Source organism: Gordonia hongkongensis (assembly GCF_023078355.1).
Taxonomy (GTDB): Bacteria; Actinomycetota; Actinomycetes; order Mycobacteriales; family Mycobacteriaceae; genus Gordonia; species Gordonia hongkongensis.
On the sequence record NZ_CP095552.1, the window covers coordinates 3,742,644 to 3,768,588 of the forward strand.

The window sequence follows — 25,945 nt, forward strand, 5'->3', positions numbered from 1 at the left end:
TTCGTTCGGTGGAGCTAAGGGGACTCGAACCCCTGACCCCCACACTGCCAGTGTGGTGCGCTACCAGCTGCGCCATAGCCCCGTATTTTGTTGTTCCGCCCTGTTCAAGGGCACTGGCGAAGTTACACCATCTCGGCGATACCAGCCAAATCGCCAGGACGCCGACCCGATCGGTGTCGAGTCGGCGTCACGCGACTCAGGAGTTGCCACCACCCAGGATGCTGTCGAGCCAACCGGTGCCCTCGAGGACGCCGTTGACGGGCTCGCCGTCGTGCAGCACGGTCGGGGTGCCGACCTGGCCGCCGGTCGCCTTCGACAGTTCGTCGGTCGACTTCTGCGCGTTCTCCTCGGCCTGGGCGACCTTCGCGTTGTCGGTGATGCACGTGGCGGTGGCCGGCGTCGCGCCCTGCTCGGTGGCGAGACGCGCGAGCTCGGGGCTGGTGATGTTGCCGGTGCCGTCTTCGGGCGGCTGGGCGGCGAACAGCGCGCTGTGGAACCGCAGGAACAGATCGGTGTTCTGCTCGTCGGCCACGCAGGTCAGCGCACCGGCAGCGCGCGAGCTGTAGTCACCGGTCGCCGACCGCGAGTTCAGGAAGTGCAGTGTGTGGTAGCGCACGCGGAGTTTGCCCTCGGTGACGGCCTTGGTGATGGCCGGTCCGGACTGCTGCTCGAACACCTTGCACACCGGACACATCGGGTCTTCGAAGACGTCGATGAGCGGAGCGGTCTCGGGACCGACGATCATCGTCGAACTCGACGCCAGCGCGGCTTGATCGGTGTCACCCTGATCGCGTCCGCTCCACCAGATCCCGCCGATCACGAGGCCCGCGATCACCAGGACCGCGATGCCGCCGAGCACGTAGGTCATCGTGTTCGACGGCGCGCTCGGCTGATACTTCGAGTTGGTGGTGCGGGGCACCGATGCTCCCGGCTTGCGCTTCTTGCTCACATTCCGACAATAACGGCGTCGCGCTGAAAATTGTCTGAGGGAACGTCCGGCCGGAACGGGGCGGTGACCGCCACCGCCGGCCCGCTACTCGCTCACGCCCCCAGCGCCGCGTCGACGACCTGCTGCGCCTCGCTCTGCACCTGCGCGAGATGGTCTGCGCCCTTGAATGATTCGGCGTAGATCTTGTAGACGTCCTCGGTGCCCGAGGGGCGAGCCGCGAACCAGGCGTTCTCCGTCGTGACCTTCAGGCCGCCGATCGGGGCGCCGTTGCCCGGTGCGGTCGTCATGATCGCCGAGATGGGTTCGCCCGCCAGTTCCGTGGCCGTCACCTGCTCCGGTGACAACTTCGACAGCACCGCCTTCTGCTCCCGACTGGCCGGCGCGTCGATCCGCGCGTACGCCGTCGTCCCGTACTCCTCGGCGAGTTCGGCGTAGCGCTGCGACGGCGACTTGCCCGTCACCGCGAGGATCTCCGACGCCAGCAGCGCCATGATGATGCCGTCCTTGTCGGTCGACCACGGGCTGCCGTCGAAGGTCAGGAACGACGCCCCGGCGCTCTCCTCGCCACCGAAGGCGACGCGACCGTTCAACAGGCCGTCGACGAACCACTTGAAGCCGACGGGAACCTCGAGCAGCGGTCGTCCGATCCCGGCGACCACCCGGTCGATCAGCGACGACGACACGAGCGTCTTGCCGACGGCCGCCGACTCGGACCACTGCGGCCGGTGCGTGAACAGGTAGTCGATCGCGACGGCCAGGTAGTGGTTGGGGTTCATCAGACCGGCGTCGGGCGTGACGATGCCGTGCCGATCCGAGTCGGCGTCGTTGCCGGTCGCGATGTCGTAGGAATCACGGGAGGAGATGAGTGAGGCCATCGCGTTGGCCGACGAACAGTCCATCCGGATCTTGCCGTCGGTGTCGAGCGTCATGAACGAGAACGTCGGGTCCACCGTCGGATTCACGACCGTCAGGTGCTCGAGGTTGTATCGGAGGCCCAGCAGCGCCCAGTAGCCGACGGACGCGCCGCCGAGCGGGTCGGCGCCGATGTGGATGCCGGCGTCGCGGATCGCCCGCATGTCGACCACATCGCCGAGTCCGTCGATGTAGTTGAGGAGGAACGAGTAGTCGTGCACGAACTCGCTGCCGCGCGCACGCTCGAACGGGATGCGCGCGACACCGTCGAGCTTCTGCTCGAGCAGTTCGTTCGCCCGCGCCGCGACGACCGAGGTGATCGAGGTATCCGCGGGACCACCGGTCGGCGGGTTGTACTTGAATCCGCCGTCCCGCGGCGGATTGTGTGACGGCGTCACGACGATGCCGTCGGACAGCACCCCCGGGTTGTCCTGGTTGAACATGAGGATGGCGCGGCTGACCGCCGGCGTGGGTGTGAACGAGTCGCTCTCGGCGGTGTAGACGGTGATCTCGTTGGCCGCGAGCACCTCGAGTGCGGTGCGCCAGGCGGGGACCGAGAGAGCGTGGGTGTCGAACCCGATGAACAGCGGACCGGAGATCCCGGCGGAGCGGCGGTAGTCGACGATCGCCTGCGTCGTCGCGAGGATGTGGGCTTCGTTGAACGCGTTGTCGAAGCTCGATCCGCGATGCCCCGACGTCCCGAACACGACCTGCTGCAACGGGTCCGACGGGTCGGGTGTGTTGTCGTAATAGGCACGCACCAGGGCGTCCACGTCGACGAGGTCTTCGGGCAGGGCCAAGGTACCAGCGCGAGGATGTGCCATGACCGCGATTGTGCCACTCCACACGCCGTTCGCCCGGTCGACGAACCGATCCGTCCGGACCCGGAGACCGAATCGCTACGGTGAGACGATCGTCGACGTCGCATCGAAGGGGCCTGCACACATGCTGATCGCCGGATTGTCGGGACTGCTGTCCCCCGGACGCCGATCCCCCGGCCTGCTCGTGCTCGTCCTGCCCGGCGGCACGGACAACAGCCACAAACCATTCAGTCCCTGGCAGCCGTCCGCCCTGCGCATGTACCCGTTCACCTGGTCGCTGCGACTGCGATTCGGCCGGTCGGTGCGCGTCCACCAGGTCGGCTACCGCGTGTACGGCTGGAACGGAGACGACAACTCGCCTCTGCTCCCCGCCCGTGCGGCACTCGACGAGATCTGCCGACGGCACCCGGGCGTGCCGGTGGTCGCGATCGGACACTCGATGGGCGGACGCGTGGCCGCCCATCTCGCCGCCGACCGCCGGGTCATCGGCGTCCTCGGGCTGGCGCCGTGGTGGCAGTTCGCCGACTGGCGACACATCCAGCCCGGCGCGCGGGTTGTCGCGGTGCATGGCGACGCCGACACCCGCACGCTCGCGAAGCGGACCCGTAAGGGCATCGACGAGCTGTCGGCACTGGGCGTCGATGCCGAGTTCGTCCCGGTTCCCGGTGGCGGTCACGCCATGCTCGATCACATCGGGCTCTGGCAGCGCAGCGCGCTCGACTTCGTCGGCGAGCGCCTGTCCGCGCTGCGCGGCGCCTGACCTCAGCGCGTCGGCCGGCCGGCCAACTCCTCGACGAACTCCGGATAGTACTCGACGTATTTCTCCCCGACGAGCACGTAGAGCGGATCGTCGCCGGTCTGCCCGTAGGCCTGCTTGCGGAGTTCGGTGCGCATGTTCTTGAACGTCGAGGTGTGTTCCAGCGCCTCGACGATCCGGACGAACAGCGGCACGGCGTACGCGGGCAGACCGTCGCGAACGTGTCGGGCGAGACCGTCGGCGTCGAAGGTCTCGCTGTCGCGCAGGCTCACCGCCGCCATGCCGGCCTTGCCGTCGACCCCCGGAACGGGCACACCGAACACGACCGCCTCCTCGACGGCGGGGTGCGCGTCGAGCACCGCCTCGACCTCGGTGGTGGCCACGTTCTCGCCCTTCCAGCGGAAGGTGTCGCCGATGCGGTCGACGAAGCCGATGTGCGAGAAGCCCTGATCGCGGACGACGTCGCCGCTGTTGAACCACTTGTCGCCCTTGCGCTTCGCGTCGCGGACGATCTTGCGTTCGGTCGCGGCCGGGTCGGTGTAACCGTCGAACGGCACCCGTGAATTGATCTGCGCGAGAAGCAATCCGGTGCCACCCTTCCCGACCGGCCGCACCCGCCCGTCTGGACCGCGCAGCGGCTCGCCGGTCTCCTCGTCGTATTCGACGATCGTGTACGGCAACGGCGAGAACCCGGCCGTCTTGGACAAGCCGAAGACGTTGATGAAACCGATGTTCGCCTCGCTCGCCGCATACAACTCGACGACGCGGTCGATACCGAACCGCTCGGTGAAGGCATCCCAGATGTCCGGGCGCAGACCGTTGCCGACGGCCAGCCGGAGGCGGTGCGCGCGATCGGTCGGCTTCGGCGGCTGCGCGAGCAGATAGCGGCACAGCTCACCGATGTAGGCGAACGCGGTGGCGTTGTTCTCGATGATCTCGTCGATGAACTTCGACGCCGAGAACTGCTTGCCGATGGCAAGGCAGGCGCCCGACGCGAGGACCGACGAGACCGAGATCGTGAGAGCGTTGTTGTGGTAGAAGGGCAACGCCGTGTACATGACGTCGTCGCCGCGCAGACGGATTCCCAGCCCGCCGATGCCGTTCATCGCCACCAGCCAGCGGTAATGACTCATCTTGCTCGCCTTCGGGTAACCCGTTGTGCCCGAGGTGAAGATGTAGATCGCGGTCGACCCGACCTCGATCGAGTCGGTGACCGGCCGGTCGAGCGGTGAGCAGCGCGCAGTCAGTGTGGCGAGTTCGGCGAAGGTGAACTCCTTCTCCGGCCGGCATCCGGTCGGCACCGATTCCAGCGCCTCCAGCAGATCATGCTGATAGAGAACCACTTTCGGCTCGATGAGTCCGAGACTGTGTTCCAGCACCGCGCCGCGCTGGTTGAAGTTGAGCATTCCGCAGATCGCCCCGATCTTGACGATCGCGAACATCGCGATGACGACATCGGGGTGGTTTCGCGAGAGCACCGCGACCACGTCACCGCGCCCGACACCCTCGCGAGTGAGGAAATCCGCGAGCCGGTTGGCCCGAGCATTGGCCTCGCGGTAGGTGATCGACGCACCCTCGAACCGGAGGAAGTCCCGGTCGGGGTACTTCTGCGCACTCTGCTGGAACCGCTTGCCGATGGACATCTTCGTGGTCGGCGGTGTGGGCAGCATCGCCGGTAGGGTCCGCAGGATCGTGCCAGCGTCACGACGCAACGACGCGACTCCCGACACCATGTCGGCCAGCCGGATGTCCGGCAGCAGTCCCGTGCCCGACGCGTGATCAACCATGTTCCCCAGCCCTTCGGTGTGTTCGACGACACACACCCTAGCGTCGGCTCGTCCCCATTGACACATCGGGGGTGTTTTGTTTCAAACGTTCCGAATGCGTCGAGCCAGCAGGCGAGACCGCACCGCGATCCACCGGCCACCCGGGCCGACCCTTGGCGCGCGCCGGGTGACCGGCCACACTGTCTGGATGACCGACACCTCGCCGAGACCGACGAGCGACCGTCCCGCCGGCCCGCTCGACGGCGTCACCGTCCTCGAACTGGGCACGCTCATCGCCGGACCGCACGCGGCACGGCTGTTGGGTGACATGGGCGCGGACGTCATCAAGATCGAACCGCCCGGCAAGCCCGATCCGATCCGCACCTGGGGACAGGCGGAGGTCGACGGTCACCGCTTCTATTGGACGGTGCACGGCCGCAACAAGAAAGCGGTGACCCTCGATCTGCGGGCGGACCGAGGGCGCGAGCTGTTCCTCGATCTCGTCGAACGGGCCGACATCATCGTCGAGAATTTCCGTCCCGGGACGCTCGAGCGGCTCGGTATCGGCCCGGATGTACTGTCCGCTCGCAACCCGGGCATCGTCGTGGTGCGCGTCTCGGGCTACGGCCAGACCGGCCCGGATTCGACACGAGCCGGGTACGCCTCCGTCGCCGAGGCTGCCAGCGGTCTGCGGTATCTCAACGGCTACCCCGGACAGCTCCCGCCCCGGCTGGCGCTGTCACTCGGCGACACCCTGGCCGGCATGTTCGCCGCGCAGGGCGCCCTCGCGGCACTGTACCGGCGTGCGGTGACCGGCAAGGGGCAGGTCGTCGACACCTCGCTCATCGAATCGTGTGTCGCCGTGCAGGAATCGGCCATCGCGGACTACGACGCAGGTGGCGTCGTCCGCGGCCCGTCGGGCACCCGGCTCGACGGCATCGCTCCGTCGAACCTCTACCCGACCAGTGCGGGCACGCACGTCATCATCGCCGCCAACCAGGATTCGGTGTTCGCCCGGCTGTGCGCGGCGATGGGACAACCCGAGCTCGCGACCGACGACCGCTTCGTCGATCACGCCGCGCGCGGACGCAACCAGGACGAGCTCGACGAATTGATCGGCGAATGGTCGCGGCAGTACACACCGGAGAAGCTGACCGAGGTACTCGGTGCCGCGGGAGTCGTTGTCGGACCGGTGAACTCGGTCGCCGAGGTGGTCGCCGATCCGCACCTGCAGGCACGGGGGATGATCGCCGAACACTACGACGAACGTGCGCACCGCACCGTCCTCGGTCCCGGCGTCGTGCCACAGTTCAGCGACACCCCCGGTGGCATCCGCAACGCCGGTCCCCCCGCCCCCGGTTGCGACAACGAGGCCGTCTACGGCGGATTGCTCGGGCTGCCCGAAGACGAGATCGCGGCGTTGCGGGAGGCCGGGGTCATCTGACACTCGGCTACGGTCGAGCCATGTCACTGGCCGCGACCGGGCTCTCGCGCACCTTCGGCCGGCACACAGCCGTCGCCGATGCGAGCCTCGAACTCAAATCCGGCAGGATCACCGGGCTCGTCGGCCCCAACGGGGCGGGCAAGACCACCCTTCTCCTGCTTCTCGCGGGCCTACTCGCCCCCGATACCGGCGCGATCCTGGTCGACGACGCGCCGGTGAAGCCGGCGGACATGCGTCGACTGACGGGGTGGATGCCGGACATCTTCGGCACCTGGGAGAGCCTCACGGCGCACGAGATCCTGACGACGTTCGCCAAGCTCTATGGGATGCCCACCACCCAGGCCCGGCAACGCGCCGCTCAACTGCTCGAGTCGGTCCATCTGACCGACTTCGCGACACGGCCGGCGCACGAGCTGTCGCGCGGCCAGAAACAGCGCCTCGGCTTCGCCCGAGCCCTGGTGCACCGACCCCGGATTCTGCTGCTCGACGAGCCGGCATCCGGAATGGACCCGCGGTCACGGATGGAGTTGCGCGGCCACTTGCGCCGCCTCGCCGACGACGGGTGCGCCATCCTGGTGTCCTCGCACATCCTCTCCGAACTGGAAGAGATGGTCGACGACGTCGTGCTGATGACCGAGGGCCGGACCCGCACACCGCAAGGCGCGGCCGGCGGGGTGTGGCGGATCCGGCTCGTCGGCCAGCCGCCCGGGCAGGCGCGGGAAGTTCGCTTCGACGACGAGTCCGCTGCCGCGCGGCACCTCGCGCAGGTGGTGTCCTCCGGTGCGGCGGTCAGCGAATTCGCTCCCGTGTCCTCCGGCATCGAAGATGCCTACCTCGCACTCGACCCGGAGCGCCGATGACCACCGAGACGCACGAAGCAGATGTCTCGCCGCGAGCCGGATTCTCGTCGTGGTGGCGGATGGTCGGGGTCATCGTCGAACTCGAACTCCGCCAACGGCTACGGACGACGAGATGGAAGGCCACGCTCGTCGCCGCGTTCGTCGTGACCTCCCTCGCCGTCTTCGGATCGATGTACCTGGCCGTCGGAGCATTCGGCGGCACCTACGCCGGGTGGGCGTCGAATCTGTACGGGCTCCTGATCGGATTCCTGTTGCTACTCGGGATCATCGTGGCCCCGACCCTGGCGGCGACCACGATCAACGGTGACCGCAAGGACGCGACCCTGGCCGTGGTGCAGGACACCGCGATCAGCAATTGGCAACTCGCACTCGGCAAGCTCATCGGCAGTTGGGTGGCGGGGATGGCCTTGGTCGCCGTCGCCGCACCGTACGTGATCTGGGGACTGATCGAAGCGCCCCAGTCGATCTGGCGCGGAGTGCTCGGCGCGGTCGTCCTTGCGCTCGTCTTCGCGTGCTACGCGGGGATCGGACTCGGGTTCTCCGCGGTGACGGCGCGACCGGCAGGGTCCGCGGTGCTGACGCAAGCCGCCGTCTTCTTCCTCCTGCTCGGCCTACCGGTGGTGTTCGGCCTGCTGTATCCGACAGTCGCGCAGACGCATTCGGTGGTACGCACCGACACGACGGCGACCGACCCATCGAGCCCGACGCCCATCTGGACGTGTCGCGAGGTCACCCGAGGAGAGGAATTCCACCACCACGACCGCATCTGGTGGCTCCTCGCCCCGAATCCGTTCTTCATCGTGGCCGACGCCGTCTCCTCGCCGCCGCAGCACCCGATGAGGACCTCCGACAGCACGGCAGCCCAGGAGATCGCACGGACCCTGTCGGCAGTCCGGGCGGGTCCGTACATCGGCCCGCGGACATGTGCCGACATCTCCTACGGTTACAGCGACGGGAGCGACCCCACCGGCCATCGCGCCCGTGAAGCAGCACATGAGACGTCCGAGATGGGCCACTCGTGGTACGTCGGCCTGGGGATCTATCTGGCGCTCGGCGGACTCGGATACGTTGCCGCGGCACGTCGTCTGCGGATCCCTGCGGGAAAGCTGCCGCGCGGAGTCCGGATCGCATGAGTGCCGGCGACGACTCTGCCGGGTACCAGCCCGGTTACGACGCCCTCGCCGACCTGTACGCCGCGACATTCCCCTCGCCGTTCTCGAACGCGCTGCAGCGCCGCGTGATCGAGTCCTTCGTCGACCACGTTCGCGGGAGCGGGATCCCCGGGACCGTGCTGGACGTGGGTTGCGGACCGGGCGGTGTGACGGCGGAATTGGCCTCCGCCGGTCTCGATGTCCTCGGCGTCGACCCGAGCGCCGAGATGCTGCGGATCGCGAGATCGTCGCATGCCGACCTTCGCTTCGTTCTCGACGACGCACATTTGACCTCGACGGAGCTCGACGACATGGACGTCGCTGCAATCGTGGCGCGCTTCAGCCTGATCCATGTGGCACCCGCATCCGTTCCCGGCATTCTCGACGGCTGGGCCGCTCGGATGCCCACCGGCGGCGTCGTGCTGGTCGCCGGGCAGACGATCGACACCGACGAGATCGTCGAATTCGATCATCGGGTGGCGCCCGCCTGGCGTTGGCACCCGGATCGGATGGCGGCGGTCCTGGCCGACGCTGGTTTCGACGAGGAGTGGCGCACGGTGAAGCGTGCCGACGACACCCACCGCTTCGCCGAGTTCCATCTCCTCGCGATACGCCGATGACGCCGCTCCCGGGCACATTAGCCCCCGAACTAGAAAGTTCGGTGAACCGAAACTATAGTGTCGGCATGCCCAAGCTCGTGCGTCGCCGGTTCGTCACCGTCGGGGCACTGCTTGCTGCCGTGTGCACGATCCTCGCAGGATGCACGCTGTCGAGTCGGCTGCCCGACGAGAAGGTCGTGCTCACCACGTTCACCGTGCTCGCCGACATCGCCTCGGAGGTCGCCGGCGACCGTCTGCAGGTGGAGTCGATCACCAAGCCGGGAGCCGAGATCCACGGCTACGAGCCGACTCCCGGCGACATCCGCCGGGCCGCGACCGCGTCGCTCGTCCTCGACAACGGTCTCAACCTCGAGGCCTGGTTCGCACAGTTCGTCGACGGCCTAGATGTCCGGCACGTCGTCGTCAGCGAGGGTGTCGAACCGATCGACATCGCGTCGGATGCCTATGCGGGCAAGCCGAATCCGCATGCGTGGATGAGTCCGGTGAATGTGCAGATCTATGTCGACAACATGGTGCGCGCGTTCACCGAGCTCGACCCCGACGGCGCCGCCACCTTCGAATCGAACGCGACCGCGTACAAGCGGCAGCTCCAGCAGGTACAGACCGATCTCACCTCCGCACTCGCCGGACTACCCGCCAACGAGCGGGCCCTCGTCACCTGCGAGGGCGCGTTCTCGTATCTCGCCCGCGACGCCGGACTCGTCGAGCGCTACATCTGGCCGGTCAACGCCGAGCAGCAGGCGACGCCGCAACAGGTCGCCGAGACGATCGACTTCGTCCGGGCGAACCGTGTCCCGGGCGTGTTCTGCGAGTCCACGGTCTCCGACGCCCCGATGCGACAAGTCGTGAACGCGACCGACGCCCGGTTCGGCGGCACCCTGTACGTCGACTCGCTCTCCGAGGCCGACGGCCCCGTACCCACCTATCTCGACCTCATCCGCCACGACGTCGCGACCATCTTGTCGGGCCTGACCGGGAGCAACACGTGAACGTCTCAGCGACAAGCGGCTCCGCCATCGAGGTGACGGACGTGACCGTACGGTACGGCGACATCCTCGCCCTCGACCACGCGTCGGTACGAGTGCCGTCCGGCCAGGTGTGCGGCCTCGTCGGCATGAACGGATCGGGCAAGTCGACGCTGTTCAAGACGATCGTCGGGTCGGTGACGCCGACGACCGGCACGGTCCGGCTCGGCGGCCGGACCCCCACCGCGGCGCGTCGAGCCGGCGCGCTCGGTTACGTACCGCAATCCGAGGACATCGACTGGAGCTTCCCGGTGTCGGTCCGTGACGTCGTGATGACGGGTCGCTACGGGCACCTCGGATTCACGCGCCGCCCGAAACGGGCCGACCACGACGCCGTCGACGAAGCCCTCGCACGCGTCGAGCTCACCGACTTCGCCGACCGCCAGATCGGCCAGTTGTCCGGCGGGCAGCGCAAGCGGGCCTTCGTGGCCCGCGGGATCGCGCAGGAGGCCGAGATCCTGCTGCTCGACGAACCGTTCGCCGGCGTCGACAAACGCACCGAGGGGACCATCACCGCGCTGCTGCGCGAACTCGCCGACGCCGGGACGACGATCCTGGTGTCCACGCACGACCTGCAGGTGCTACCCGAGCTGGCCGACGAGGCGATCCTGCTGATGCGCCGCGTGATCGCGCAGGGCGCGCCGGCCGAGGTGATCACCACCGACAACCTCGTCCGCGCGTTCGGCCTCGACCCGCTCGCCCGACCGACCTCCGAACGCCTCGAGTCCGAACGCCTCACCACCGATCGCCACGAGGAGGTCTCGTGAACATCGTCGACATCCTCCTCGACCCGTTCGCCTACGCGTTCATGACGCGCGCGCTGTGGACGACGCTGATCGCCTCGGTCGTGTGTGCGCTGTTGTCGTGCTGGCTCGTGCTGATCGGCTGGTCGCTGATGGGTGACGCGGTCTCGCACGCGGTGCTGCCGGGCGTGGTCCTCGCCTACATCGTCGGCGTGCCGTTCGCCATCGGCGCGGTGATCTTCGGCTTCCTGGCGGTGGCACTGATCGGCGCTGTCCGCGACGGCGGCCGGGTGAAGGAGGACGCCGCCATCGGCATCGTCTTCACCACCCTCTTCGCCTTCGGCCTGGTGCTGATCTCGGTGACGCCGAGCCAGACCGACCTGAACCACATCATCTTCGGCAATCTACTGGGCGTCTCGACCACGGACCTCGTGCAGATCGCGATCCTGGGCGCGATCGTGGCGACGCTGCTGCTCCTCAAACGACGCGATTTCACCCTCTACGCCTTCGACCGCACGCACGCCTTCGCGATCGGACTCAGCCCGAAACTGCTCGGCGCGGCCCTACTCGCGCTGCTCGCCCTCACCGCGGTCACCGCGCTGCAGGTGGTCGGCATCGTACTCGTGGTCGCGATGCTCATCATCCCCGGCGCGACGGCCCGACTGCTCACCGATCGTTTCGGCCGGATGCTGGTCATCGCGCCCGCGATCTCGGCGATCTGCGGGGTCATCGGCCTCTACGTCTCCTACTACCAGGACACCTCACCCGGCGGGATGGTCGTCCTCGTCCAAGGCATCGCGTTCTTCGGTGTCTACCTGTTCAGCCCGACCCACGGCGTCGTCACCAGGCGACGCAAACATCGCGAGAGCGCGACGCTCGACGCGCTGAGTACCGGGTAGCCGGCCGGCGCGAAACAAAAGGCGCCCCACCGAATCCGGTGGGGCGCCTTTGTGGAGCTGCCGGGAATTGAACCCGGGTCCTCCGTCGTGTTGTTAGGGCTTCTCCGTGTGCAGTCCGCTATGTCTCTACTCGGATCTCTCGGTCACGCGAACAAGCCGAGATGACGATCCCAGTCGCTGTTTGGTGTTCCGACCTCACCCGCGACCGGCGAGGACGGTGAGCTCCCATGGATGATGCCGGCAACCGGGTCTGGGAGCATAACCCGGGCCGACAGACTAGCCGGCGCTACTTAGGCAGCGAGGGCGTAGTCGCGCTGATTGGAATCGGCGCTTAATTGGTTGCTGCGACGCTCACGGTGGTCTCCAGCCTGCACCGACACGCTTCCCCTATCTCGACGCACGAAGTCGAAACCGATCAGCCCCGAGTAGGTTGCCGCCGACGGATGTCAGCGAGCACTTCAGTCTAACAACTCGTTCCGCAGAGTTCATTCCCGTTTCCCCGAAGCCGTCTGACGGCGGTCACTGTCCGCCGCGAAGACCATGGGTGAGAAGGCACTGACAGTTCGGTCCTCCCAGTCGTCGGCGACAAGTCCGGTGCGGGCGCGCTCGGCGACAAGCGCCCCGACGATGCCGTCGACCAGCGTGTCCGGCTCCATCGACGCCGCGAACTGACCTTGCCGCTTCCCCGCGTCGAGGACCTCCCGGAGTTCTGCACGGTGCCGCGCCAGGACCTGCCGGAAGAGCACGCCGAACTCGGGATCGGAATCGGTCAGCAAAGCCGCCATGCCACCGAAACCGATTCCGTCGAGCACCATCGACGCCGCATGGCTCACCACCCAGCGCAGCCGGGCCTCTGCGGGAAGGTCCGCATCAGGCGGCTCGACGACGGCGACGTCGAGCAGGGCTGCGCCGAGCATCTCGTTCCGGTTGCGGTAGCGGCGATAGATCGTCGTACGCGCCACCCCGGAATGCGCTGCCACGCTCTCGATCGTGACCCCGGCCGGTCCGCGGATCCGGAGCAGCTCCAGGGTCGAACGGACGATCTTCGGGCCGCTGCCGCCTGCCACGTCGTGGTCACCTCACGTTTCCCTCGCCGATCCCGATTCCGACCGTTGGCAGGAATACTACCGCGCCACGAAACGCTACACGTAGCGTAGCGATACACTGACTGTAGCGATCTGGGTCGGGACCACCCAGCGAAAGGACTCTTCTATGCGAAACACAACTCGATCGACATCTGTGGCTTTCACCGGATATCTGATCCTGCTTCTCGGATTTCTGTTCCTCGGGTTGTTCGTGATGGCACTGGCCGGCGGCATCGCCGCGCCCGCATGGCCGTTCGGCGCCGCCATGGCCGTCTTCCTGATCACGTCTGTCGCGTGCTTCCGGCATCAATCAAAGCTCAGCCGCCGGTCGCGGATCTCCGGCGGCGACATCGTGTCCGCCGATCCACTGACACCACTCCTCCGACGAACCGACATCGAGCGCTACGAGCACACCTATCGACCCAGAGCCGACGTGTCGACCATGCACCGGACGGAGTGGACCGGTTCAGATCGCGCCGCGTGACCCCGACGACCCGCGCGAACGGCGGAGTCGCCGAGCTGCCAGCTCATTCACAGCCCACCGCCAGGCCTGGCCAAGACACCGCCGGGATCGTGGAGACCTCGTGAGCCGAGGACGGACTCGGCCGACCGACGAGAGCGAGACCGCATGACGCCCCCGACCCCTGGCGGACACGACCCCGACCGCACCTCCCCGGCCCCGCCGGCACCCACGACATCCGACGACGCCGCGACCACGCCCATCGGCCCGGCGCCGACCCCGGGAGCGAACTCCCACGAGTCCATCGGCGCGGGCAACTCACCCGATTCACGCGGCCCGGTCGGCGAACCGAGCCCGGTGGCCCCGAAGACCGCACCGGCCCGGTCGGCCCTGATCGCCGGTGCAGCCGGGCTGGCCATCGTCGCGGGCGCACTCGGCTTCGGCGCCGGCTACATCACCGGGGACAACACGACGCCCGAGCGGCCGTCGCCGGCAGCGGTCTGGCAGCAGAGCGGCAACGGGCCCGGAATGGGCGGTGGTCCTCAGATGGGTGGACCGCAGATGGGTGGGCCCGGGATGGGCGGCCTGCCGGGCCGACAGAACCAGGACGGCGAGAGCGGCTCCGAGTCCGACAACCAAAACGGACCGAACACGTCGCCGGGAACGCCGACTGAGCAACAGGGTCAGGCCGACACCGGCGCGTGAGTCAGCCCATGCCCTTCACGCGGCGGCCGACCTCACGTTCGACCTCACGCTGGGCGGTCCGCTTGGCGATGTCCTGGCGCTTGTCGTGCGCCTGCTTGCCGCGGGCCAGCGCGAGCTCGACCTTCACCTTGCCGTCGTTGAAGTACATCGACAGCGGCACCAGCGTGAGGTTGCCGTCGCGGATCTTGCCGACGAGGTTGTCGATCTCGCGTCGGTGCATCAGCAGTTTGCGCTTGCGGCGGACCGAGTGGTTGGTCCAGGAGCCGTTGCCGTACTCGGCGATGTGCAGGGCATGAAGCCACACCTCGCCGTCGTCGATCGTCGCGAACGCGTCGACCAGCGAGGCCTTGCCCGCCCGCAGGCTTTTCACCTCGGTTCCGACCAGGACGACGCCGGCCTCGTAGACGTCGAGGATGGCGTAGTTGTGCCGCGCCTTGCGGTTGGACGCGATCACATTGCGTCCCTTTTCCTTCGGCATGCACTCACCTCCTCGTAGTGTGGTCGATCGCCCTGTTGGTGACCGACCGGTTGCTGATCGCCGACAATCCGAACCGCCCGGACGGACCGATCATTCCCGGACATAGACACGAAGCGTGACATACGCGGTCGCACCCGCCAACACAATTCCGCCGAGCACCAGCCACGGTGCGACGAACAGTACGTCGGTCAGCTCGATCCGGGCGAAGAAGCTGACCCCGTACAACTCGCGTAACGCGTTGTCGAAGAAGAACTTCTTGGCCAGCAGCAGACCGCCGATGGCCAGCATCGAGCCGACAAAGGCCGACACCACCGCCTCGAGTAGGAACGGTAACTGGGTGTACCAGCGGGTCGCGCCGACGAGGCGCATGATCGACACCTCGGTCCGTCTGGTGAACGCCGCGACCTGAACCGTGTTGATGATCAACAGGATGGCGGCGATCGCCAGGACCGAAGCGATGGCGAAGGTCGCGTTGCGGACGCCGTCGAGGACGCTGAAGATCCGCTGCACGAGCTTACGGTCGTCCTTGAAGGCGTCCACCCCCAGATCTTTCCGCGTCGCGTACTTGGTGAGCACCGCGTCGAACTGGCCGGGATCGGACACCCGCACACGCAGCGAGGCCGGCAACGTGCCCTCGACGATGTTCTCGGCGAGATCGGGGTTGTTCGCGAAGATCTCCTTCGCGCGTTTGAAGGCCTCGTCCTTGTCGAGGTAGGTCACCGAGGTGACGCCGGGTTCGTTATCGAGCCCGCGGCGAAGTTGGGCGCACGGGTCGGACTCGCACTGCGGATCACGTTCGGTCACCTCGGGATTGAGATAGAACTCCATCTCCACCCGGTCGAGGAAGATCTGCTGACTCTTGTCCGCCATCTGGATCACCAGGAGCCCACCGCCGAACATTCCCAGCGTGATCGCGGTGGTGATGATCATCGCGATGGTCATGGTCGCGTTGCGGCGGAGTCCGTGGAGAACCTCGCTGATGATGAAATTCGCTCGCATGTCTGCTCAGACAGTCCTTGGGTCTCGGGGAAGTGTGTCGGGTCGGGCTGCGCGTCAGCCGATTCCGTACACACCCTGCGGGTCGTTGCGGACGAGTTGGCCGCTGTCGAACTCGAGAACCCGTCGTCGCATTGCGTCGACGATGTGGCGGTCGTGGGTGGCCATCACCACCGTGGTGCCGCGGCGGTTGACCCGGTCGAGGACGTCGACGATCTCCTCGCTGGTCTCGGGATCGAGGTTGCCGGTGGGCTCGTCGGCCAGGAGCACCAGCGGACGGTTCACGATGGCGCGGGCGATGGCCACGCGCTGCATCTCGCCGCCGGACAACTCGTTCGGCATGCGATCGTGCTTGCCTTCGAGGCCGACGTACTCGAGCACCTCCGGCACCACCCGCTGGATGGTGGAGCGAGGCCGGCCGATCACCTCGAGCGCGAACGCGACATTCTCGGCCACCGTCTTCTTCTGGAGCAGACGAAAGTCCTGGAACACACACCCGATCGACTGCCGCAGCTTCGGCACGCTGCGCGCCTTCAGTCGGTTGACGTGGAACTCCCCGAGGTACACCTCGCCGCTCGTCGGGCGGTCCTCCTTGAGGAGCAGACGGAAGAACGTCGACTTACCCGATCCCGACGGACCGATCAGGAACGCGAACTCCCCCTTGTCGACCTCGAAGCTCAGATCTCGCAGAGCGGGTCGACTGGACGCCTTGTACTGCATCGTGACGTTCTCCAGCTTGATCACGATGTGCCAGTGTAACGACGACTCCTGAGAGTGCGTTCAGGCGCGACGCCCCAGCTCAGCCACCCGCCTGACCAGGGAGTTCCCCGCCGGGTCAGCGTGTCGGGACCGTGGTGGTCGGCGTCTGTCCGCCGAAATTCGGGAACGGGAGGCCCGGCAGTCCCGGGATGGTGTCGCGGCTGGTGCTCGGGGTCTGCGTCTGTGTCCCGTCCGTCGACGAGCCCTCGGTTCCGTCGACGCCACCGGTGGTGTCGGTGGTCGACGATTCGGTGGTGGTCGTCGTCGACGACGTGGACGGCGGCGCCTCGTACGTCGGCTCCACCGTCTGCGATGTCGTCGGGGCGGGCCGAGCTGGTGCCGGTGCGACGACGCCGTAGCGCTGCGAGGTGTACCCGTAGAGCACGCAGCACGCCAGGAACACGGCGACGAGAATCGCGGTGCTGGTCCGGATCCGGGTCCGCGCCACGTGCCCCCAGTCGAACCGCCGCCGCCTGTCGTCGGAGCGGTCCGGCGACTCCTGCGGTGGCGGGTCCTGCGGGGGGATGCTCTGGGTGGGATCACCCTGAATGGGGTCGCTCTGCGTGGGAGCCCCCTGCGTGGGAGCCCCCTGCGCGGGAATCCCCTGCGTCGGGATGATCTGTGTCGGGTCGTCCGCGCCGGGGACGGGTCGGCCGGAGTGTTTGCCGGGCCCGTCGCGGCCAGGCGTGTTGTGTCCCGGGATGTTCGAGTCCGCCATCAGTCTCCCCCGTCCCGATTGCCCTGGTCGGCGTGCGTGGCGGGTGGTCCGCCCGCGGAACGGACCTCGCGGGCGGGCACGTTGATCCCCTCCCGCGCCAACGCCCGGATGATGTGGACGCGCAGCGCACGCCCGACCTCGAACTGCTTGCCCGGCAGTGTCCGGGTCACCATGCGCACCGTGATCGCGTCGAGCTCGAGGCTGATGACCCCGAGCGACGACGGCGCGTCAAGCAGCAGATCTTGCCATCGCGGCAGCGCGCGTAGAACTCCCGGCCGACCCGGTCGAGGGTGTCGTTGACGAGCCCGATGTCGGCCTCGGACGGGACCGGCACGTCGACGACGGCGCGTGCCCAGTCCTTCGACAGGTTGGTCGCCTTGACGATCTGACCGTTCGGGACGGTGATGACCTCACCTTCCGCGGTACGCAGCTTGGTCACCCGCAGGGTCACGTCTTCCACGGTCCCCTCGGCCGGCGCATTGCCCGTGACGGTCAGGTTGACCACGTCGCCGTAGCCGTACTGCTTCTCGGCGACCACGAAGAACCCGGCGAGGATGTCCTGCACGATGCGCTGCGCGCCGAAGCCGAGGGCAGCCCCGATCACGGCGGTCGGACCGGTCAACCCGCTCAACGGGATTCCGAACACCGACAGCGTGTGGATGATCACGATGATCGCGATCACCACGATCAGCGTCCAGGCGACGACGTCGACCAGCGCCCGACGATGCTTGGCGTCTTCGGTCTGCACGATGAGATCGCTGGTCGAGAACCGCGAATCGACGCGCGAGGCGTACTTGTCGGCGAACCAGCGGATCAGGCGGGCCAGCAGGACCGCGCCCAGAATCCAGATTACGATCTCCAGCCCACTGGTGACCAGCCAGACGTAGACCCGACCGAGGAGCAGCTCGGTCGGGCTCGGCTCAGCGGCCAGCACGAAGGCGGCGGGTGAGGCGATCACGCTTCGGCGGTCGCCATCCGCCAGCGGATCCCGGCCTCGATGAACTTGTCCAGCTCCCCGTCGAGCACCGACGTCGGATTGTTGTCCTCGACGCCGGTCCGCAGGTCCTTCACCATCTGATACGGGTGCAGCACGTAGGAGCGCATCTGGTTGCCCCAGCTCGAACCACCGTCACCCTTCAGTGCGTCGAGTTCGGCGCGCTCCTCCTGCCGCTTGCGGTCGAGCAGCTTGGCCTGCAGCACGCGCATGGCCGACGCCTTGTTCTGCAGCTGACTCTTCTCGTTCTGACAGGTCACGACGATGCCGGTGGGGATGTGGGTCAGCCGGACCGCGGAGTCGGTCGTGTTGACCGACTGCCCGCCGGGGCCCGACGAGCGGTACACGTCGACCTTGATGTCGTTCTCATCGACGTCGATGTGGTCGGTGGTCTCCACCACGGGCAGCACCTCGACCTCGGCGAACGATGTCTGACGGCGGCTCTGGTTGTCGAACGGGCTGATACGCACGAGCCGGTGGGTGCCCTGCTCGACCGACAGCGTGCCGTACATGTACGGGGCCTTCACCGCGAAGGTCGCGCTCTTGAGGCCCGCTTCTTCGGCGTAGGAGGTGTCGTAGACCTCGACGCCGTAGCCCTTCTGCTCGGCCCAGCGAATGTACATGCGCATCAGCATCTGCGCCCAGTCCGCCGCGTCGACGCCGCCCGCGCCGGAGCGGATGTTCACGACGGCGTCGCGCGAGTCGTACTCGCCGGCGAGCATCGTCTTGACCTCCATCGCCTCGATGTCGGTCCGCAGGCTCTCACGTTCGGCGTCGGCGTCGGCCAGCGCAGCCGTCTTGTCGTCACCCTCTTCGGCCTCGGCGAGCTCGTAGAGCACGGGTAGATCCTCGAGGCGCTGGCGCAACTCGGAGACCTTGCGGAACTCCGACTGCGCGTGCGAGAGCTCGCTGGTCACCTTCTGGGCGTGGTCCTGGTCGTTCCACAGGTCCGGGTCCGACGCCTGCATCTCGAGTTCGTCTATACGACGACGCAGCTCCTCGAGATCGAGCACCTTCTCCACGGTGGTCAAGGTGGCGTCGAGGGAGTCGAGGTCTGCGGTCACGTCGGGATGCACGGTTATCCAGAGTACCGACAGTCGGGCGCGTCAGCGGCCGGCGGATCTACAGAGGGCCGGGACCGGCTTCGGGCATCACCCCGAACCGCCACGACGTCGCGGCCTTCTGCGGTTTGTAGAGGACCGGCAGATCGTCGCCGACCTGGGGCCAGGGGTCGCCCGCGCCCAGTACGAGCGTCCCGTACACCTCGGTCGGACTGGTCTCGGGACCGACGATCGTCCCGGAGATGGTGCAGAACCGGTTTCCGTCCTTGTCGGCCGCGCTCTTGGTCGGCTCGTCGTCGCGGTCGGAGACCCCGACGACCGTGAACGTGCCCTGCACGAACTGGGAGGCCTTGGCCGCCGACATCGGCTGCGGGTTGCGGCCGCGCTGCCACTGCACCACCAGCACCACCACGAGAGCCGCGATCAACAGGGTGAACGTCACGGTCAGCAACATGACAGCTACCCTACCGGGCATGTCCGTCCCTCCCGGTCCGACGACGTTCAGCGATGACCTCGAGCTCGCGCTCTCCCTCGCCGACTCCGCCGACGCGCTCACCATGGACCGCTTCGGCGCCGTGGATCTGAAGGTGGACGACAAGCCGGATCTCACACCGGTGTCCGATGCCGACCTGGCGTGCGAAACCCTGATCCGCGAACGCCTTTCGGCCCGTCGCCCTGCCGACACCGTGCTCGGTGAGGAGTTCGGCGGCGACGCCGTGCTCTCCGGGCGGCAGTGGGTCGTCGATCCCATCGACGGGACCAAGAACTTCGTCCGCGGCGTCCCGGTATGGGCCACGCTGATCGCACTCCTCATCGACGGCGTACCCACGGTCGGGGTTGTCTCGGCACCGGCACTTCGCCGACGCTGGTGGGCGGCAACAGGTCTCGGTGCGCACGTGCGTTTCGACGACGAGGACGTCCGACGCCTGTCGGTGTCCGGGGTGGCCGATCTAGGGTCGGCGAGCCTCGCGTTCTCGAGCCTGTCCGGCTGGGCCGATCGCGGCATCCGCGGGAAGTTCATCGACCTCACCGACCGGGTGTGGCGCGTACGCGGCTACGGCGACTTCTTCAACTACTGTCTCGTCGCCGAAGGTGCGGTCGACGTGACCGCCGAACCCGAGGTCTCGCTGTGGGACCTGGCGCCGCTCGACATCCTGGTCCGCGAGGCAGGCGGACGCTTCACCGCCCTCGACGGCACGCCCGGACCCGCCGGCGGCAGTGCGATCGCCAGCAACGGACTGCTGCACGACGAGGTGCTGGGGGCGCTGCGCGTCGACCCTTCGTGACGCTCGCGAGCTCGCTCCTCAGGGACCGGAGGGAGCCAGCTCGCAAGCCCCCCGCTGGTTGAGCCGGTGAGGAGCGCAGCGACGAACCGAGTCGAAGCCACCTCCCGGCCACTCACACTTGTGTGGCGCTCTCCTTCTCCAGCACCGTGAACTCGGTCGCGTTGTCCTTCATGTCCGCGAGTCGCCCGTAGTGGATACCGCTGCCGGCATCGGACAGGACCGCCTGGTGGATGGGGACGGCGACGCGGGGCGCCATCGCCCGCAGGTAGTCGACCGATTCGCTGAGTTTCATCCACGGCGCGGCCGACGGCAGCGCGAGGACATCGACATGCTCGAACGGGATGTAGAACGAGTCCCCCGGATGCATGAATTGCCCCGGCTGGTCGGCGGTCCCGAGGACATAGGCGACGTTGTCGATGACCGGGATCTCGGGATGGATGACGGCATGCCGGCCGCCGGTGAAACGCGCGGTGAGCGAACCGATCTCGATCTGGTCCCCGCTGCGGGCGGCCGTCCACGCGCCGGCCACGTCGTCGTCGTTGAGCTGCTTGGTCGTCTGGGGATCGGCGTAGAGGATCGCGCCGGGGTTCGCGGCGACGAGGTCGGGCAGCTTCGCGACGTCGCAGTGGTCGGGATGCTGGTGGGTGACCAGAATCGCGTCGAGATCGTCGATGCCGTCGAACCCGTGGGAGAAGTTTCCCGGGTCGAACAGCACCTTGGTCCCGTCGATCTCGACGAGCAGACAGGAATGGCCGAAGTGGGTGATCTGCATGACTCCACTCTGCCCGTTCACACGACGACCGGGAAGAACCCCCACCCGAATGCGGCGTCGAGGATGCGCACGAAGCCGTAGGTCAGCCACACGCCCAGCAGTACGGCACCGACGGGTCCGAGCACGCGGTCGCGCCAGCCGGCGAGCGGTGCCCCGCGCCGGCGCACGAGGGTGGCCGCTGCCACGACGACGGTCACCGCGGTCAGCACCAGGAACACCGGTCCGAAGGCGTTGAACGTGAACGCGGACCCGACGTCGCCGTGCATGAACGCAACCCAGCTCCGGGTGAGTCCGCAGCCGGGACACGGAAGGCCGGTCATCACCGCGAACGGACACAGCGGCGGTCCGCTCTCCACACCAGCCGGACTGAACACACACGCGGCGCCGAGCGCGGCGGCACCGACCACCGCGACGGTCGTCGCCCCCACCACCTGGGTGCCCGATAAGCCCTGTTCGCGGCGGTGATCGAGGGTCATGCGGCCAGCGTAGCGGGTGTGCGGAACGGTGGTGTCGGGCAAGTGCGTGACAAACTTCTTACTCCGAAGTAAGGTATGGACTTACTACCGAGTAAGATAGGTCGCATCGACCCTCCACCCACACGTGGATCCACGCACAGACCCCCACCAGGGCGACTGGAAAGAAACGGCTGGTGATCATGACAACCCACACCGAACCGCGCGACACCTCCGCAGTCGGCCGCAACCCGCACCCGCGCAACTTCATCGGCACCGCGATGCGCGTCCTGACCACGGTGACGGGCTCCGAGTTCGCCGAGAAGTACAAGATCCGCGAACCGATCAACCGCATCGCCTACCAGGGCACCAAGACCGGATTCCAGACCCTCGGGGCGGCGAACCGCGCGTTCAAGGCCGCTCAGGGCGGCGGCTCCGGCCAGGCCAAGCGTCTCACCAGCACGCCCAAGGACTACTTCAACCTCACCCCCGACGACGAACAGCAGATGATCGCCGAGACGGTGAAGGAGTTCGCCACCGAGCTCCTGCGTCCGGCCGCACACGACGCCGACGCCGCCGCGGCGGCCCCCGAAGACCTGGTCAAGCGGTCTGCCGAGCTCGGCATCACCATGATCAACGTCCCCGAGGAGTTCGAGGGCGCCGCCTCCGAGCGCGGGGTCGTCACCAACGCGCTCGTCGCCGAGGCGATGGCCTACGGCGACATGGGCCTGGCGCTTCCGCTCCTCGCGCCGAGTGGCGTGGCCACCACCCTGACCAACTTCGGTACCGACGAGCAGCAGCGCACCTACCTGCCCGACTTCGCCGGGGAGAACGTGCCCCAGTCCGCGGTCGTCATCGCCGAGCCGCGTCCGCTGTTCGACGCCTTCTCGTTGAGCACCAAGGCAACTCGCGTGCCGAGCGGGTTCCGTCTCAATGGTGTCAAGTCCTTCGTCCCGGCCGCCGGCTCGTCGGAACTGTTCATCGTCGGCGCCCAGCTCGACGGCAAGCCGGCCCTCTTCATCGTCGAATCCGACACGAAGGGTCTGATCGTCGAGGCCGACCCGGGCATGGGCGTGCGCGCCGCGGGCATGGGTCGTCTGCTGCTGCAGGACGTCGCCGTCCCGGCGACCGCCATCATCGGCGGCGAGGCCGACGCCGCGACGTCGGCGTACCGCGACGTCGTTCGCCTGTCCCGGCTGGGCTGGTCGGCGCTGGCCGCGGGCACCGCACGCGCCGTCCTCGACTACGTCATCCCCTATGTGAACGAGCGCGAGGCGTTCGGCGAGCCGATCTCCAACCGTCAGGCGGTGGCCTTCATGGTCGCCACGATGGCGACCGAGGTCGACTCGATCCGCCTCGTCACGCTGCGCGGTGCCGCGCGCGCCGAGCAGGGTCTGTCCTTTGCCCGCGAAGCCGCACTGGCGCGCAAGCTGACCATCGACAAGGGGCTGCAGATCGGCCTCGACGGCGTCCAGCTGCTCGGCGGCCACGGCTTCACCAAGGAACACCCCGTCGAGCGCTGGTACCGCGATCTCCGCGGTGCCGGCATCGGCGAAGGCATCGTCGTCCTCTGACCGCGTTTTGCGAACGTAGCGAAAGAACCTCTCATGAGCATCAATCTCGAACTCCCGAAGAAGCTGCGCGTCACCGTCGACCAGGCCCATCAGGCGGCCGCGGAGATCTTCCGGCCCATCTCGCGCAAGTACGACCTGCGCGAGCACGACTACCCCGTCGAGCTCGACACCCTCGCCAGCCTGTACGACGGTCTGTCCGAGACCGGACAGGCCGGTGCGGGCGCCGACGGCGGACGTAGCCAACAGAAGAAAGACAAGCCCAAGGCCGAGGGCGCCGTGGTCAACGGCGGCAACATGCAGTCCGTCGTCAACGTGATGGAGACCTCCTGGGGCGATGTCGGCCTCATGCTCTCGATTCCCTATCAGGGACTGGGGAACTCGGCGATCGCCGCGGTGGCGACCGATGAGCAGCTCGAGCGCTTCGGCAAGGTGTGGGCGGCCATGGCCATCACCGAGCCCGGCTTCGGCTCCGATTCGGCCGCCGTGTCGACCACCGCCACCCTCGACGGTGACGAATACGTCATCAACGGCGAGAAGATCTACGTGACAGCGGGATCGCGCGCCACCCACATCGTCGTCTGGGCGACCGTCGACAAGAGCGCCGGCCGCGCCGCCATCAAGAGCTTCGTGGTGCCCCGTACCCATCCGGGTGTCACCGTCGAACGCCTCGAGCACAAGCTCGGTATCAAGGTTTCCGACACCGCGGCGATCCGCTTCGAGAACTGCCGGATCCCGAAGGAGAACCTGCTCGGCTCACCCGAGGTCGACACCAAGAAGGGCTTCGGCGGGGTCATGCAGACCTTCGACAACACCCGCCCGCTGGTGGCCGGCATGGCCGTCGGCGTGACCCGTGCCGCGCTCGAGGAACTGCGCGCGATTCTCGACGAGGCCGGCATCGAGGTCGACTACGATCGGCCTGCCGCCGACCAGCACGCCGCCGCTGCCGAATTCCTGCGCATGGAGGCTGATTTCGAGGCCGCGTACCTGCACACCATGCGGGCCGCCTGGATGGCCGACAACAAACAGCCGAACTCGACCGAGGCGTCGATGTCCAAGGCGAAGGCGGGCCGCACCGCCACCGACGTCACCAACAAGGTCGTCGAACTCACCGGCACCCTCGGCTACTCGGAGCGGTTGCTGGTGGAAAAGTGGGCGCGCGACTCCAAGATCCTCGACATCTTCGAGGGGACGCAGCAGATCCAGAATCTGATCATCGCCCGGCGGGTGCTGAACAAGAGCAGCGCCGAACTCAAGTGATCATCTGACACAACGCCTCTCGGCCCCGCGACGGAGCTTCCGTCGCGGGGCCGAGTCGTTCGTGGGCCGGCGATCAGACGAGCCACACGACCCACACGGCGGCCGCACACGCGAACACCGACGCGACCAGCGTTCCGACGGCGTACGCGGCGGACCGCCACCTGTCCTTCTGCTGCCCCAGCCGCACCGTCTCGAACGCAGCCGTGCTGAAAGTCGTGTAGCCACCGCAGAATCCGGTCCCGAAGACCAGTTGCCAGTCGTGCGGCGCCCCGTGGAAGACGACGAGACCGGCGAGCACACCCAACAGTGCCGACCCGCTGACGTTGATCGCGAAGGTGCCCCAGGGCGTCGTCGACGGCCATCGGCGTCGAATCGCTCCGTCGACGACGAACCGGGTGACGGCACCGAGCGCTCCCGCCACCATCACGGCGAACGCGATCACGACCGTTCCCTCCGCCCGGCGATCGTCGATGCGACTCCGATCCCGCAACCCGCCGCGAGAACCCCCAGCACCACGCTCAGCACCGCATACATGGTTGCGGTCACGACCGCCGAAGCCCGTGTCAGTTCGGTGATCTCCAGCGCGAAGGTGCTGTAGGTGGTCAGCGCCCCACAGATGCCGGTGCCGCCGAAGAGACGGATGCGCTGGCGCCATCCGTCGTCGGGTCCCGAACGCATCAGCAACTCGAGCAACGCTCCCAGCACGAACGCGCCGGCGACGTTCACCCCGAAAGTGGCCCAGGGCCACTGCCCTTCGACGGCCGGGAACGAGTTCTCGGCCCACAGCCGGAGCCCGGTGCCGAGAATCCCGCCGGCGAACACCCAGGCGACGGCCTGCACACGCAGGTGCACAGGGCGTTCGTCCGGATCGACCGGGAGTTCGCGGTGCTCGTCTCGGTGCACGCGCCAAGTCTCCGCTACGTGACCGACACGTACAACACGATCAGGTAGATCGGTACCAGCACGTCGAAGAAGAAGATGGGACCGGCGTTGCCCGCCTTGAAATTACGCCGGGTCACCATCTCCCGTACGTGCCCGACCGCGGCGCCCAGGTAGAACACCGAGAACGCGATGATGGTGGCAAGGGTGAACTCGTCACCGAAACCCGATGCGATCACGCCCAAGACACCCGTCGCCAGGCTGGCGAGCCCGACCTCCCATTGCCACGGCGTCTTCGGGGGCCACCCGATCGACTCGGCGATCGGCTCGCCGAAGAACATGTGGCCGCACCCGGTCATCCATCCCTGGACACCGATCATCCACAACACGGAGTTCTCGAGCAGATCCCGGCCCAGGTCACCACCCGGGGTCGACACGTCGACGATCGTGGTGATGATCGCGCCGACCAGCCCGACGAACGGCACCAGCCGGATCGCGGTGCGAAGCACACCATCGAGCATC

At 67.5% G+C, this 25,945-nt stretch carries 28 protein-coding genes, 1 tRNA gene, 1 other RNA gene and 1 pseudogene; 13 read left to right on the forward strand and 18 right to left on the reverse strand.

The features are described from left to right. Positions 1–9: 9 nt before the first annotated feature. From MVF96_RS17080 to pgm, 3 genes are all read right to left on the reverse strand, one after another. Positions 10–82: transfer RNA gene (locus MVF96_RS17080), tRNA-Ala, on the reverse strand. A gap of 114 nt (positions 83–196) precedes the next feature. After that, positions 197–949 (reverse strand): DsbA family protein, encoded by a 753-nt coding sequence (locus tag MVF96_RS17085; protein ID WP_065631552.1) that lies wholly within the window; start codon positions 947–949, stop codon positions 197–199. Between the two features lie 92 nt (positions 950–1,041). Continuing rightward, positions 1,042–2,685, reverse strand: coding sequence for a phosphoglucomutase (alpha-D-glucose-1,6-bisphosphate-dependent) (gene pgm / locus MVF96_RS17090; protein ID WP_065631553.1), 1,644 nt, complete (start codon positions 2,683–2,685; stop codon positions 1,042–1,044). Between pgm and MVF96_RS17095 the strand changes: the two genes are divergently transcribed. After that, the gene (locus MVF96_RS17095) at positions 2,684–3,442 is read left to right on the forward strand and encodes an alpha/beta hydrolase (protein WP_418930396.1); all 759 of its coding nucleotides are present in this window, start codon (positions 2,684–2,686) and stop codon (positions 3,440–3,442) included. The two genes, pgm and MVF96_RS17095, sit on opposite strands and share 2 nt — an antisense overlap. A gap of 2 nt (positions 3,443–3,444) precedes the next feature. On the opposite strand, the gene MVF96_RS17100 is transcribed toward MVF96_RS17095, so the two are convergent. Continuing rightward, entirely contained in the window at positions 3,445–5,226 is a 1,782-nt protein-coding gene (locus tag MVF96_RS17100; RefSeq protein ID WP_247449807.1) for a long-chain-acyl-CoA synthetase, read from the reverse strand. A 187-nt stretch (positions 5,227–5,413) separates the two neighbouring features. Between MVF96_RS17100 and MVF96_RS17105 the strand changes: the two genes are divergently transcribed. From MVF96_RS17105 to MVF96_RS17135, 7 genes are all read left to right on the forward strand, one after another. Beyond that, the gene (locus MVF96_RS17105; protein ID WP_247449808.1) at positions 5,414–6,649 is read left to right on the forward strand and encodes a CaiB/BaiF CoA transferase family protein; all 1,236 of its coding nucleotides are present in this window, start codon (positions 5,414–5,416) and stop codon (positions 6,647–6,649) included. A 20-nt stretch (positions 6,650–6,669) separates the two neighbouring features. Next, positions 6,670–7,509 (forward strand): ABC transporter ATP-binding protein, encoded by an 840-nt coding sequence (locus MVF96_RS17110; protein WP_247449810.1) that lies wholly within the window; start codon positions 6,670–6,672, stop codon positions 7,507–7,509. Beyond that, positions 7,506–8,642 (forward strand): ABC transporter permease, encoded by a 1,137-nt coding sequence (locus MVF96_RS17115; RefSeq protein WP_247449811.1) that lies wholly within the window; start codon positions 7,506–7,508, stop codon positions 8,640–8,642. The genes MVF96_RS17110 and MVF96_RS17115 overlap by 4 nt, the downstream gene beginning before the upstream one ends. After that, positions 8,639–9,280 (forward strand): class I SAM-dependent DNA methyltransferase, encoded by a 642-nt coding sequence (locus MVF96_RS17120; protein WP_247449813.1) that lies wholly within the window; start codon positions 8,639–8,641, stop codon positions 9,278–9,280. Before MVF96_RS17115 ends, MVF96_RS17120 begins: the two co-directional genes overlap by 4 nt. Before the next feature lie 65 nt (positions 9,281–9,345). Next, the gene (locus MVF96_RS17125; RefSeq protein WP_247449814.1) at positions 9,346–10,269 is read left to right on the forward strand and encodes a metal ABC transporter substrate-binding protein; all 924 of its coding nucleotides are present in this window, start codon (positions 9,346–9,348) and stop codon (positions 10,267–10,269) included. Beyond that, positions 10,266–11,072: a metal ABC transporter ATP-binding protein gene (locus tag MVF96_RS17130; protein ID WP_247449815.1), complete on the forward strand. Its 807-nt coding sequence runs from the start codon at positions 10,266–10,268 to the stop codon at positions 11,070–11,072. The genes MVF96_RS17125 and MVF96_RS17130 overlap by 4 nt, the downstream gene beginning before the upstream one ends. Beyond that, positions 11,069–11,947, forward strand: coding sequence for a metal ABC transporter permease (locus tag MVF96_RS17135; RefSeq protein ID WP_247449816.1), 879 nt, complete (start codon positions 11,069–11,071; stop codon positions 11,945–11,947). Before MVF96_RS17130 ends, MVF96_RS17135 begins: the two co-directional genes overlap by 4 nt. Positions 11,948–11,996: 49 nt before the next feature. Here MVF96_RS17135 and ssrA read toward each other — a convergent pair. Together ssrA and MVF96_RS17145 are read right to left on the reverse strand one after the other, a co-directional pair. Beyond that, positions 11,997–12,370, reverse strand: a transfer-messenger RNA (tmRNA) gene (gene ssrA, locus MVF96_RS17140). A gap of 62 nt (positions 12,371–12,432) precedes the next feature. Then, the gene (locus MVF96_RS17145) at positions 12,433–13,014 is read right to left on the reverse strand and encodes a TetR/AcrR family transcriptional regulator (RefSeq protein WP_247449817.1); all 582 of its coding nucleotides are present in this window, start codon (positions 13,012–13,014) and stop codon (positions 12,433–12,435) included. Between the two features lie 145 nt (positions 13,015–13,159). Here MVF96_RS17145 and MVF96_RS17150 point away from each other — a divergent pair, with 145 nt between their 5' ends. Further along, on the forward strand, positions 13,160–13,516 hold the full coding sequence (locus MVF96_RS17150; protein WP_247449819.1) for a hypothetical protein: 357 nt from the start codon (positions 13,160–13,162) through the stop codon (positions 13,514–13,516). 144 nt (positions 13,517–13,660) lie between these two features. After that, a complete protein-coding gene (locus MVF96_RS17155) occupies positions 13,661–14,197 on the forward strand; it encodes a hypothetical protein (RefSeq protein WP_247449820.1) in 537 nt (178 codons plus the stop codon). Between the two features lies 1 nt (position 14,198). On the opposite strand, the gene smpB is transcribed toward MVF96_RS17155, so the two are convergent. The 7 genes and pseudogenes from smpB to MVF96_RS17190 all read right to left on the reverse strand — a co-directional run bounded on the left by smpB (position 14,199) and on the right by MVF96_RS17190 (position 19,657). Further along, complete coding sequence (gene smpB, locus MVF96_RS17160) at positions 14,199–14,675, reverse strand: SsrA-binding protein SmpB (RefSeq protein WP_058253665.1); 477 nt, start codon at positions 14,673–14,675, stop codon at positions 14,199–14,201. A gap of 90 nt (positions 14,676–14,765) precedes the next feature. Beyond that, positions 14,766–15,674: a permease-like cell division protein FtsX gene (ftsX, locus tag MVF96_RS17165; RefSeq protein ID WP_247449821.1), complete on the reverse strand. Its 909-nt coding sequence runs from the start codon at positions 15,672–15,674 to the stop codon at positions 14,766–14,768. Between the two features lie 54 nt (positions 15,675–15,728). Next, positions 15,729–16,415: a cell division ATP-binding protein FtsE gene (gene ftsE, locus MVF96_RS17170; protein WP_058253667.1), complete on the reverse strand. Its 687-nt coding sequence runs from the start codon at positions 16,413–16,415 to the stop codon at positions 15,729–15,731. Positions 16,416–16,506: 91 nt separating this feature from the next. Next, positions 16,507–17,148, reverse strand: coding sequence for an Rv3103c transmembrane domain-containing protein (locus tag MVF96_RS17175; RefSeq protein WP_247449822.1), 642 nt, complete (start codon positions 17,146–17,148; stop codon positions 16,507–16,509). Further along, positions 17,148–18,106, reverse strand: a pseudogene (locus tag MVF96_RS17180) (mechanosensitive ion channel family protein). The gene MVF96_RS17175 and the pseudogene MVF96_RS17180 overlap by 1 nt, the downstream one beginning before the upstream one ends. Beyond that, positions 18,103–19,218 carry a peptide chain release factor 2 gene (prfB, locus tag MVF96_RS17185; RefSeq protein ID WP_068971868.1) on the reverse strand — a complete coding sequence of 372 codons (1,116 nt, stop codon included), beginning with the start codon at positions 19,216–19,218 and terminating at the stop codon, positions 18,103–18,105. Before prfB ends, MVF96_RS17180 begins: the two are co-directional and overlap by 4 nt. Positions 19,219–19,264: 46 nt before the next feature. Next, positions 19,265–19,657 carry a hypothetical protein gene (locus tag MVF96_RS17190; RefSeq protein ID WP_159371254.1) on the reverse strand — a complete coding sequence of 131 codons (393 nt, stop codon included), beginning with the start codon at positions 19,655–19,657 and terminating at the stop codon, positions 19,265–19,267. Positions 19,658–19,676: 19 nt separating this feature from the next. Here MVF96_RS17190 and hisN point away from each other — a divergent pair, with 19 nt between their 5' ends. Next, entirely contained in the window at positions 19,677–20,489 is an 813-nt protein-coding gene (gene hisN / locus MVF96_RS17195; RefSeq protein ID WP_247449823.1) for a histidinol-phosphatase, read from the forward strand. A 112-nt stretch (positions 20,490–20,601) separates the two neighbouring features. Here hisN and MVF96_RS17200 read toward each other — a convergent pair whose 3' ends face one another. Both MVF96_RS17200 and MVF96_RS17205 read right to left on the reverse strand, forming a co-directional pair. Then, entirely contained in the window at positions 20,602–21,261 is a 660-nt protein-coding gene (locus MVF96_RS17200; RefSeq protein WP_247449825.1) for an MBL fold metallo-hydrolase, read from the reverse strand. Positions 21,262–21,278: 17 nt separating this feature from the next. Then, the gene (locus MVF96_RS17205; protein WP_247449826.1) at positions 21,279–21,737 is read right to left on the reverse strand and encodes a DUF2752 domain-containing protein; all 459 of its coding nucleotides are present in this window, start codon (positions 21,735–21,737) and stop codon (positions 21,279–21,281) included. Between the two features lie 179 nt (positions 21,738–21,916). Between MVF96_RS17205 and MVF96_RS17210 the strand changes: the two genes are divergently transcribed. Together MVF96_RS17210 and MVF96_RS17215 are read left to right on the forward strand one after the other, a co-directional pair. After that, positions 21,917–23,287, forward strand: a complete 1,371-nt coding sequence (locus MVF96_RS17210; RefSeq protein WP_247449827.1) for an acyl-CoA dehydrogenase family protein — start codon at positions 21,917–21,919, stop codon at positions 23,285–23,287. A 33-nt stretch (positions 23,288–23,320) separates the two neighbouring features. Next, the gene (locus tag MVF96_RS17215) at positions 23,321–24,544 is read left to right on the forward strand and encodes an acyl-CoA dehydrogenase family protein (RefSeq protein WP_068971866.1); all 1,224 of its coding nucleotides are present in this window, start codon (positions 23,321–23,323) and stop codon (positions 24,542–24,544) included. Positions 24,545–24,617: 73 nt separating this feature from the next. Here the strand turns inward: MVF96_RS17215 and crcB are convergent, their stop codons facing one another. The 3 genes from crcB to MVF96_RS17230 are packed head-to-tail and all read right to left on the reverse strand — an operon-like array spanning position 24,618 to position 25,944. Beyond that, the gene (gene crcB, locus MVF96_RS17220) at positions 24,618–24,986 is read right to left on the reverse strand and encodes a fluoride efflux transporter CrcB (RefSeq protein WP_247449828.1); all 369 of its coding nucleotides are present in this window, start codon (positions 24,984–24,986) and stop codon (positions 24,618–24,620) included. After that, a complete protein-coding gene (locus MVF96_RS17225; protein ID WP_247449829.1) occupies positions 24,983–25,447 on the reverse strand; it encodes a fluoride efflux transporter FluC in 465 nt (154 codons plus the stop codon). The genes crcB and MVF96_RS17225 overlap by 4 nt, the downstream gene beginning before the upstream one ends. Positions 25,448–25,461: 14 nt before the next feature. Next, positions 25,462–25,944, reverse strand: coding sequence for a DUF6790 family protein (locus MVF96_RS17230; RefSeq protein ID WP_247449830.1), 483 nt, complete (start codon positions 25,942–25,944; stop codon positions 25,462–25,464). Between the last annotated feature and the right edge of the window lies 1 nt (position 25,945).

What these genes read in the sequence shown, in the direction of transcription:
- MVF96_RS17095 (WP_418930396.1), top strand. Translation starts at nt 2,684, where the DNA reads ATGACCGCGATTGTGCCACTCCACACGCCGTTCGCCCGGTCGACGAAC.
- pgm (WP_065631553.1), bottom strand. Translation starts at nt 2,685, where the DNA reads ATGGCACATCCTCGCGCTGGTACCTTGGCCCTGCCCGAAGACCTCGTC.
- MVF96_RS17100 (WP_247449807.1), bottom strand. Translation starts at nt 5,226, where the DNA reads ATGGTTGATCACGCGTCGGGCACGGGACTGCTGCCGGACATCCGGCTG.
- MVF96_RS17105 (WP_247449808.1), top strand. Translation starts at nt 5,414, where the DNA reads ATGACCGACACCTCGCCGAGACCGACGAGCGACCGTCCCGCCGGCCCG.
- MVF96_RS17110 (WP_247449810.1), top strand. Translation starts at nt 6,670, where the DNA reads ATGTCACTGGCCGCGACCGGGCTCTCGCGCACCTTCGGCCGGCACACA.
- MVF96_RS17115 (WP_247449811.1), top strand. Translation starts at nt 7,506, where the DNA reads ATGACCACCGAGACGCACGAAGCAGATGTCTCGCCGCGAGCCGGATTC.
- MVF96_RS17120 (WP_247449813.1), top strand. Translation starts at nt 8,639, where the DNA reads ATGAGTGCCGGCGACGACTCTGCCGGGTACCAGCCCGGTTACGACGCC.
- MVF96_RS17125 (WP_247449814.1), top strand. Translation starts at nt 9,346, where the DNA reads ATGCCCAAGCTCGTGCGTCGCCGGTTCGTCACCGTCGGGGCACTGCTT.
- MVF96_RS17150 (WP_247449819.1), top strand. Translation starts at nt 13,160, where the DNA reads ATGCGAAACACAACTCGATCGACATCTGTGGCTTTCACCGGATATCTG.
- MVF96_RS17155 (WP_247449820.1), top strand. Translation starts at nt 13,661, where the DNA reads ATGACGCCCCCGACCCCTGGCGGACACGACCCCGACCGCACCTCCCCG.
- smpB (WP_058253665.1), bottom strand. Translation starts at nt 14,675, where the DNA reads ATGCCGAAGGAAAAGGGACGCAATGTGATCGCGTCCAACCGCAAGGCG.
- ftsX (WP_247449821.1), bottom strand. Translation starts at nt 15,674, where the DNA reads ATGCGAGCGAATTTCATCATCAGCGAGGTTCTCCACGGACTCCGCCGC.
- MVF96_RS17175 (WP_247449822.1), bottom strand. Translation starts at nt 17,148, where the DNA reads ATGGCGGACTCGAACATCCCGGGACACAACACGCCTGGCCGCGACGGG.
- MVF96_RS17190 (WP_159371254.1), bottom strand. Translation starts at nt 19,657, where the DNA reads ATGTTGCTGACCGTGACGTTCACCCTGTTGATCGCGGCTCTCGTGGTG.
- hisN (WP_247449823.1), top strand. Translation starts at nt 19,677, where the DNA reads ATGTCCGTCCCTCCCGGTCCGACGACGTTCAGCGATGACCTCGAGCTC.
- MVF96_RS17200 (WP_247449825.1), bottom strand. Translation starts at nt 21,261, where the DNA reads ATGCAGATCACCCACTTCGGCCATTCCTGTCTGCTCGTCGAGATCGAC.
- MVF96_RS17205 (WP_247449826.1), bottom strand. Translation starts at nt 21,737, where the DNA reads ATGACCCTCGATCACCGCCGCGAACAGGGCTTATCGGGCACCCAGGTG.
- MVF96_RS17210 (WP_247449827.1), top strand. Translation starts at nt 21,917, where the DNA reads ATGACAACCCACACCGAACCGCGCGACACCTCCGCAGTCGGCCGCAAC.
- MVF96_RS17215 (WP_068971866.1), top strand. Translation starts at nt 23,321, where the DNA reads ATGAGCATCAATCTCGAACTCCCGAAGAAGCTGCGCGTCACCGTCGAC.
- MVF96_RS17230 (WP_247449830.1), bottom strand. Translation starts at nt 25,944, where the DNA reads ATGCTCGATGGTGTGCTTCGCACCGCGATCCGGCTGGTGCCGTTCGTC.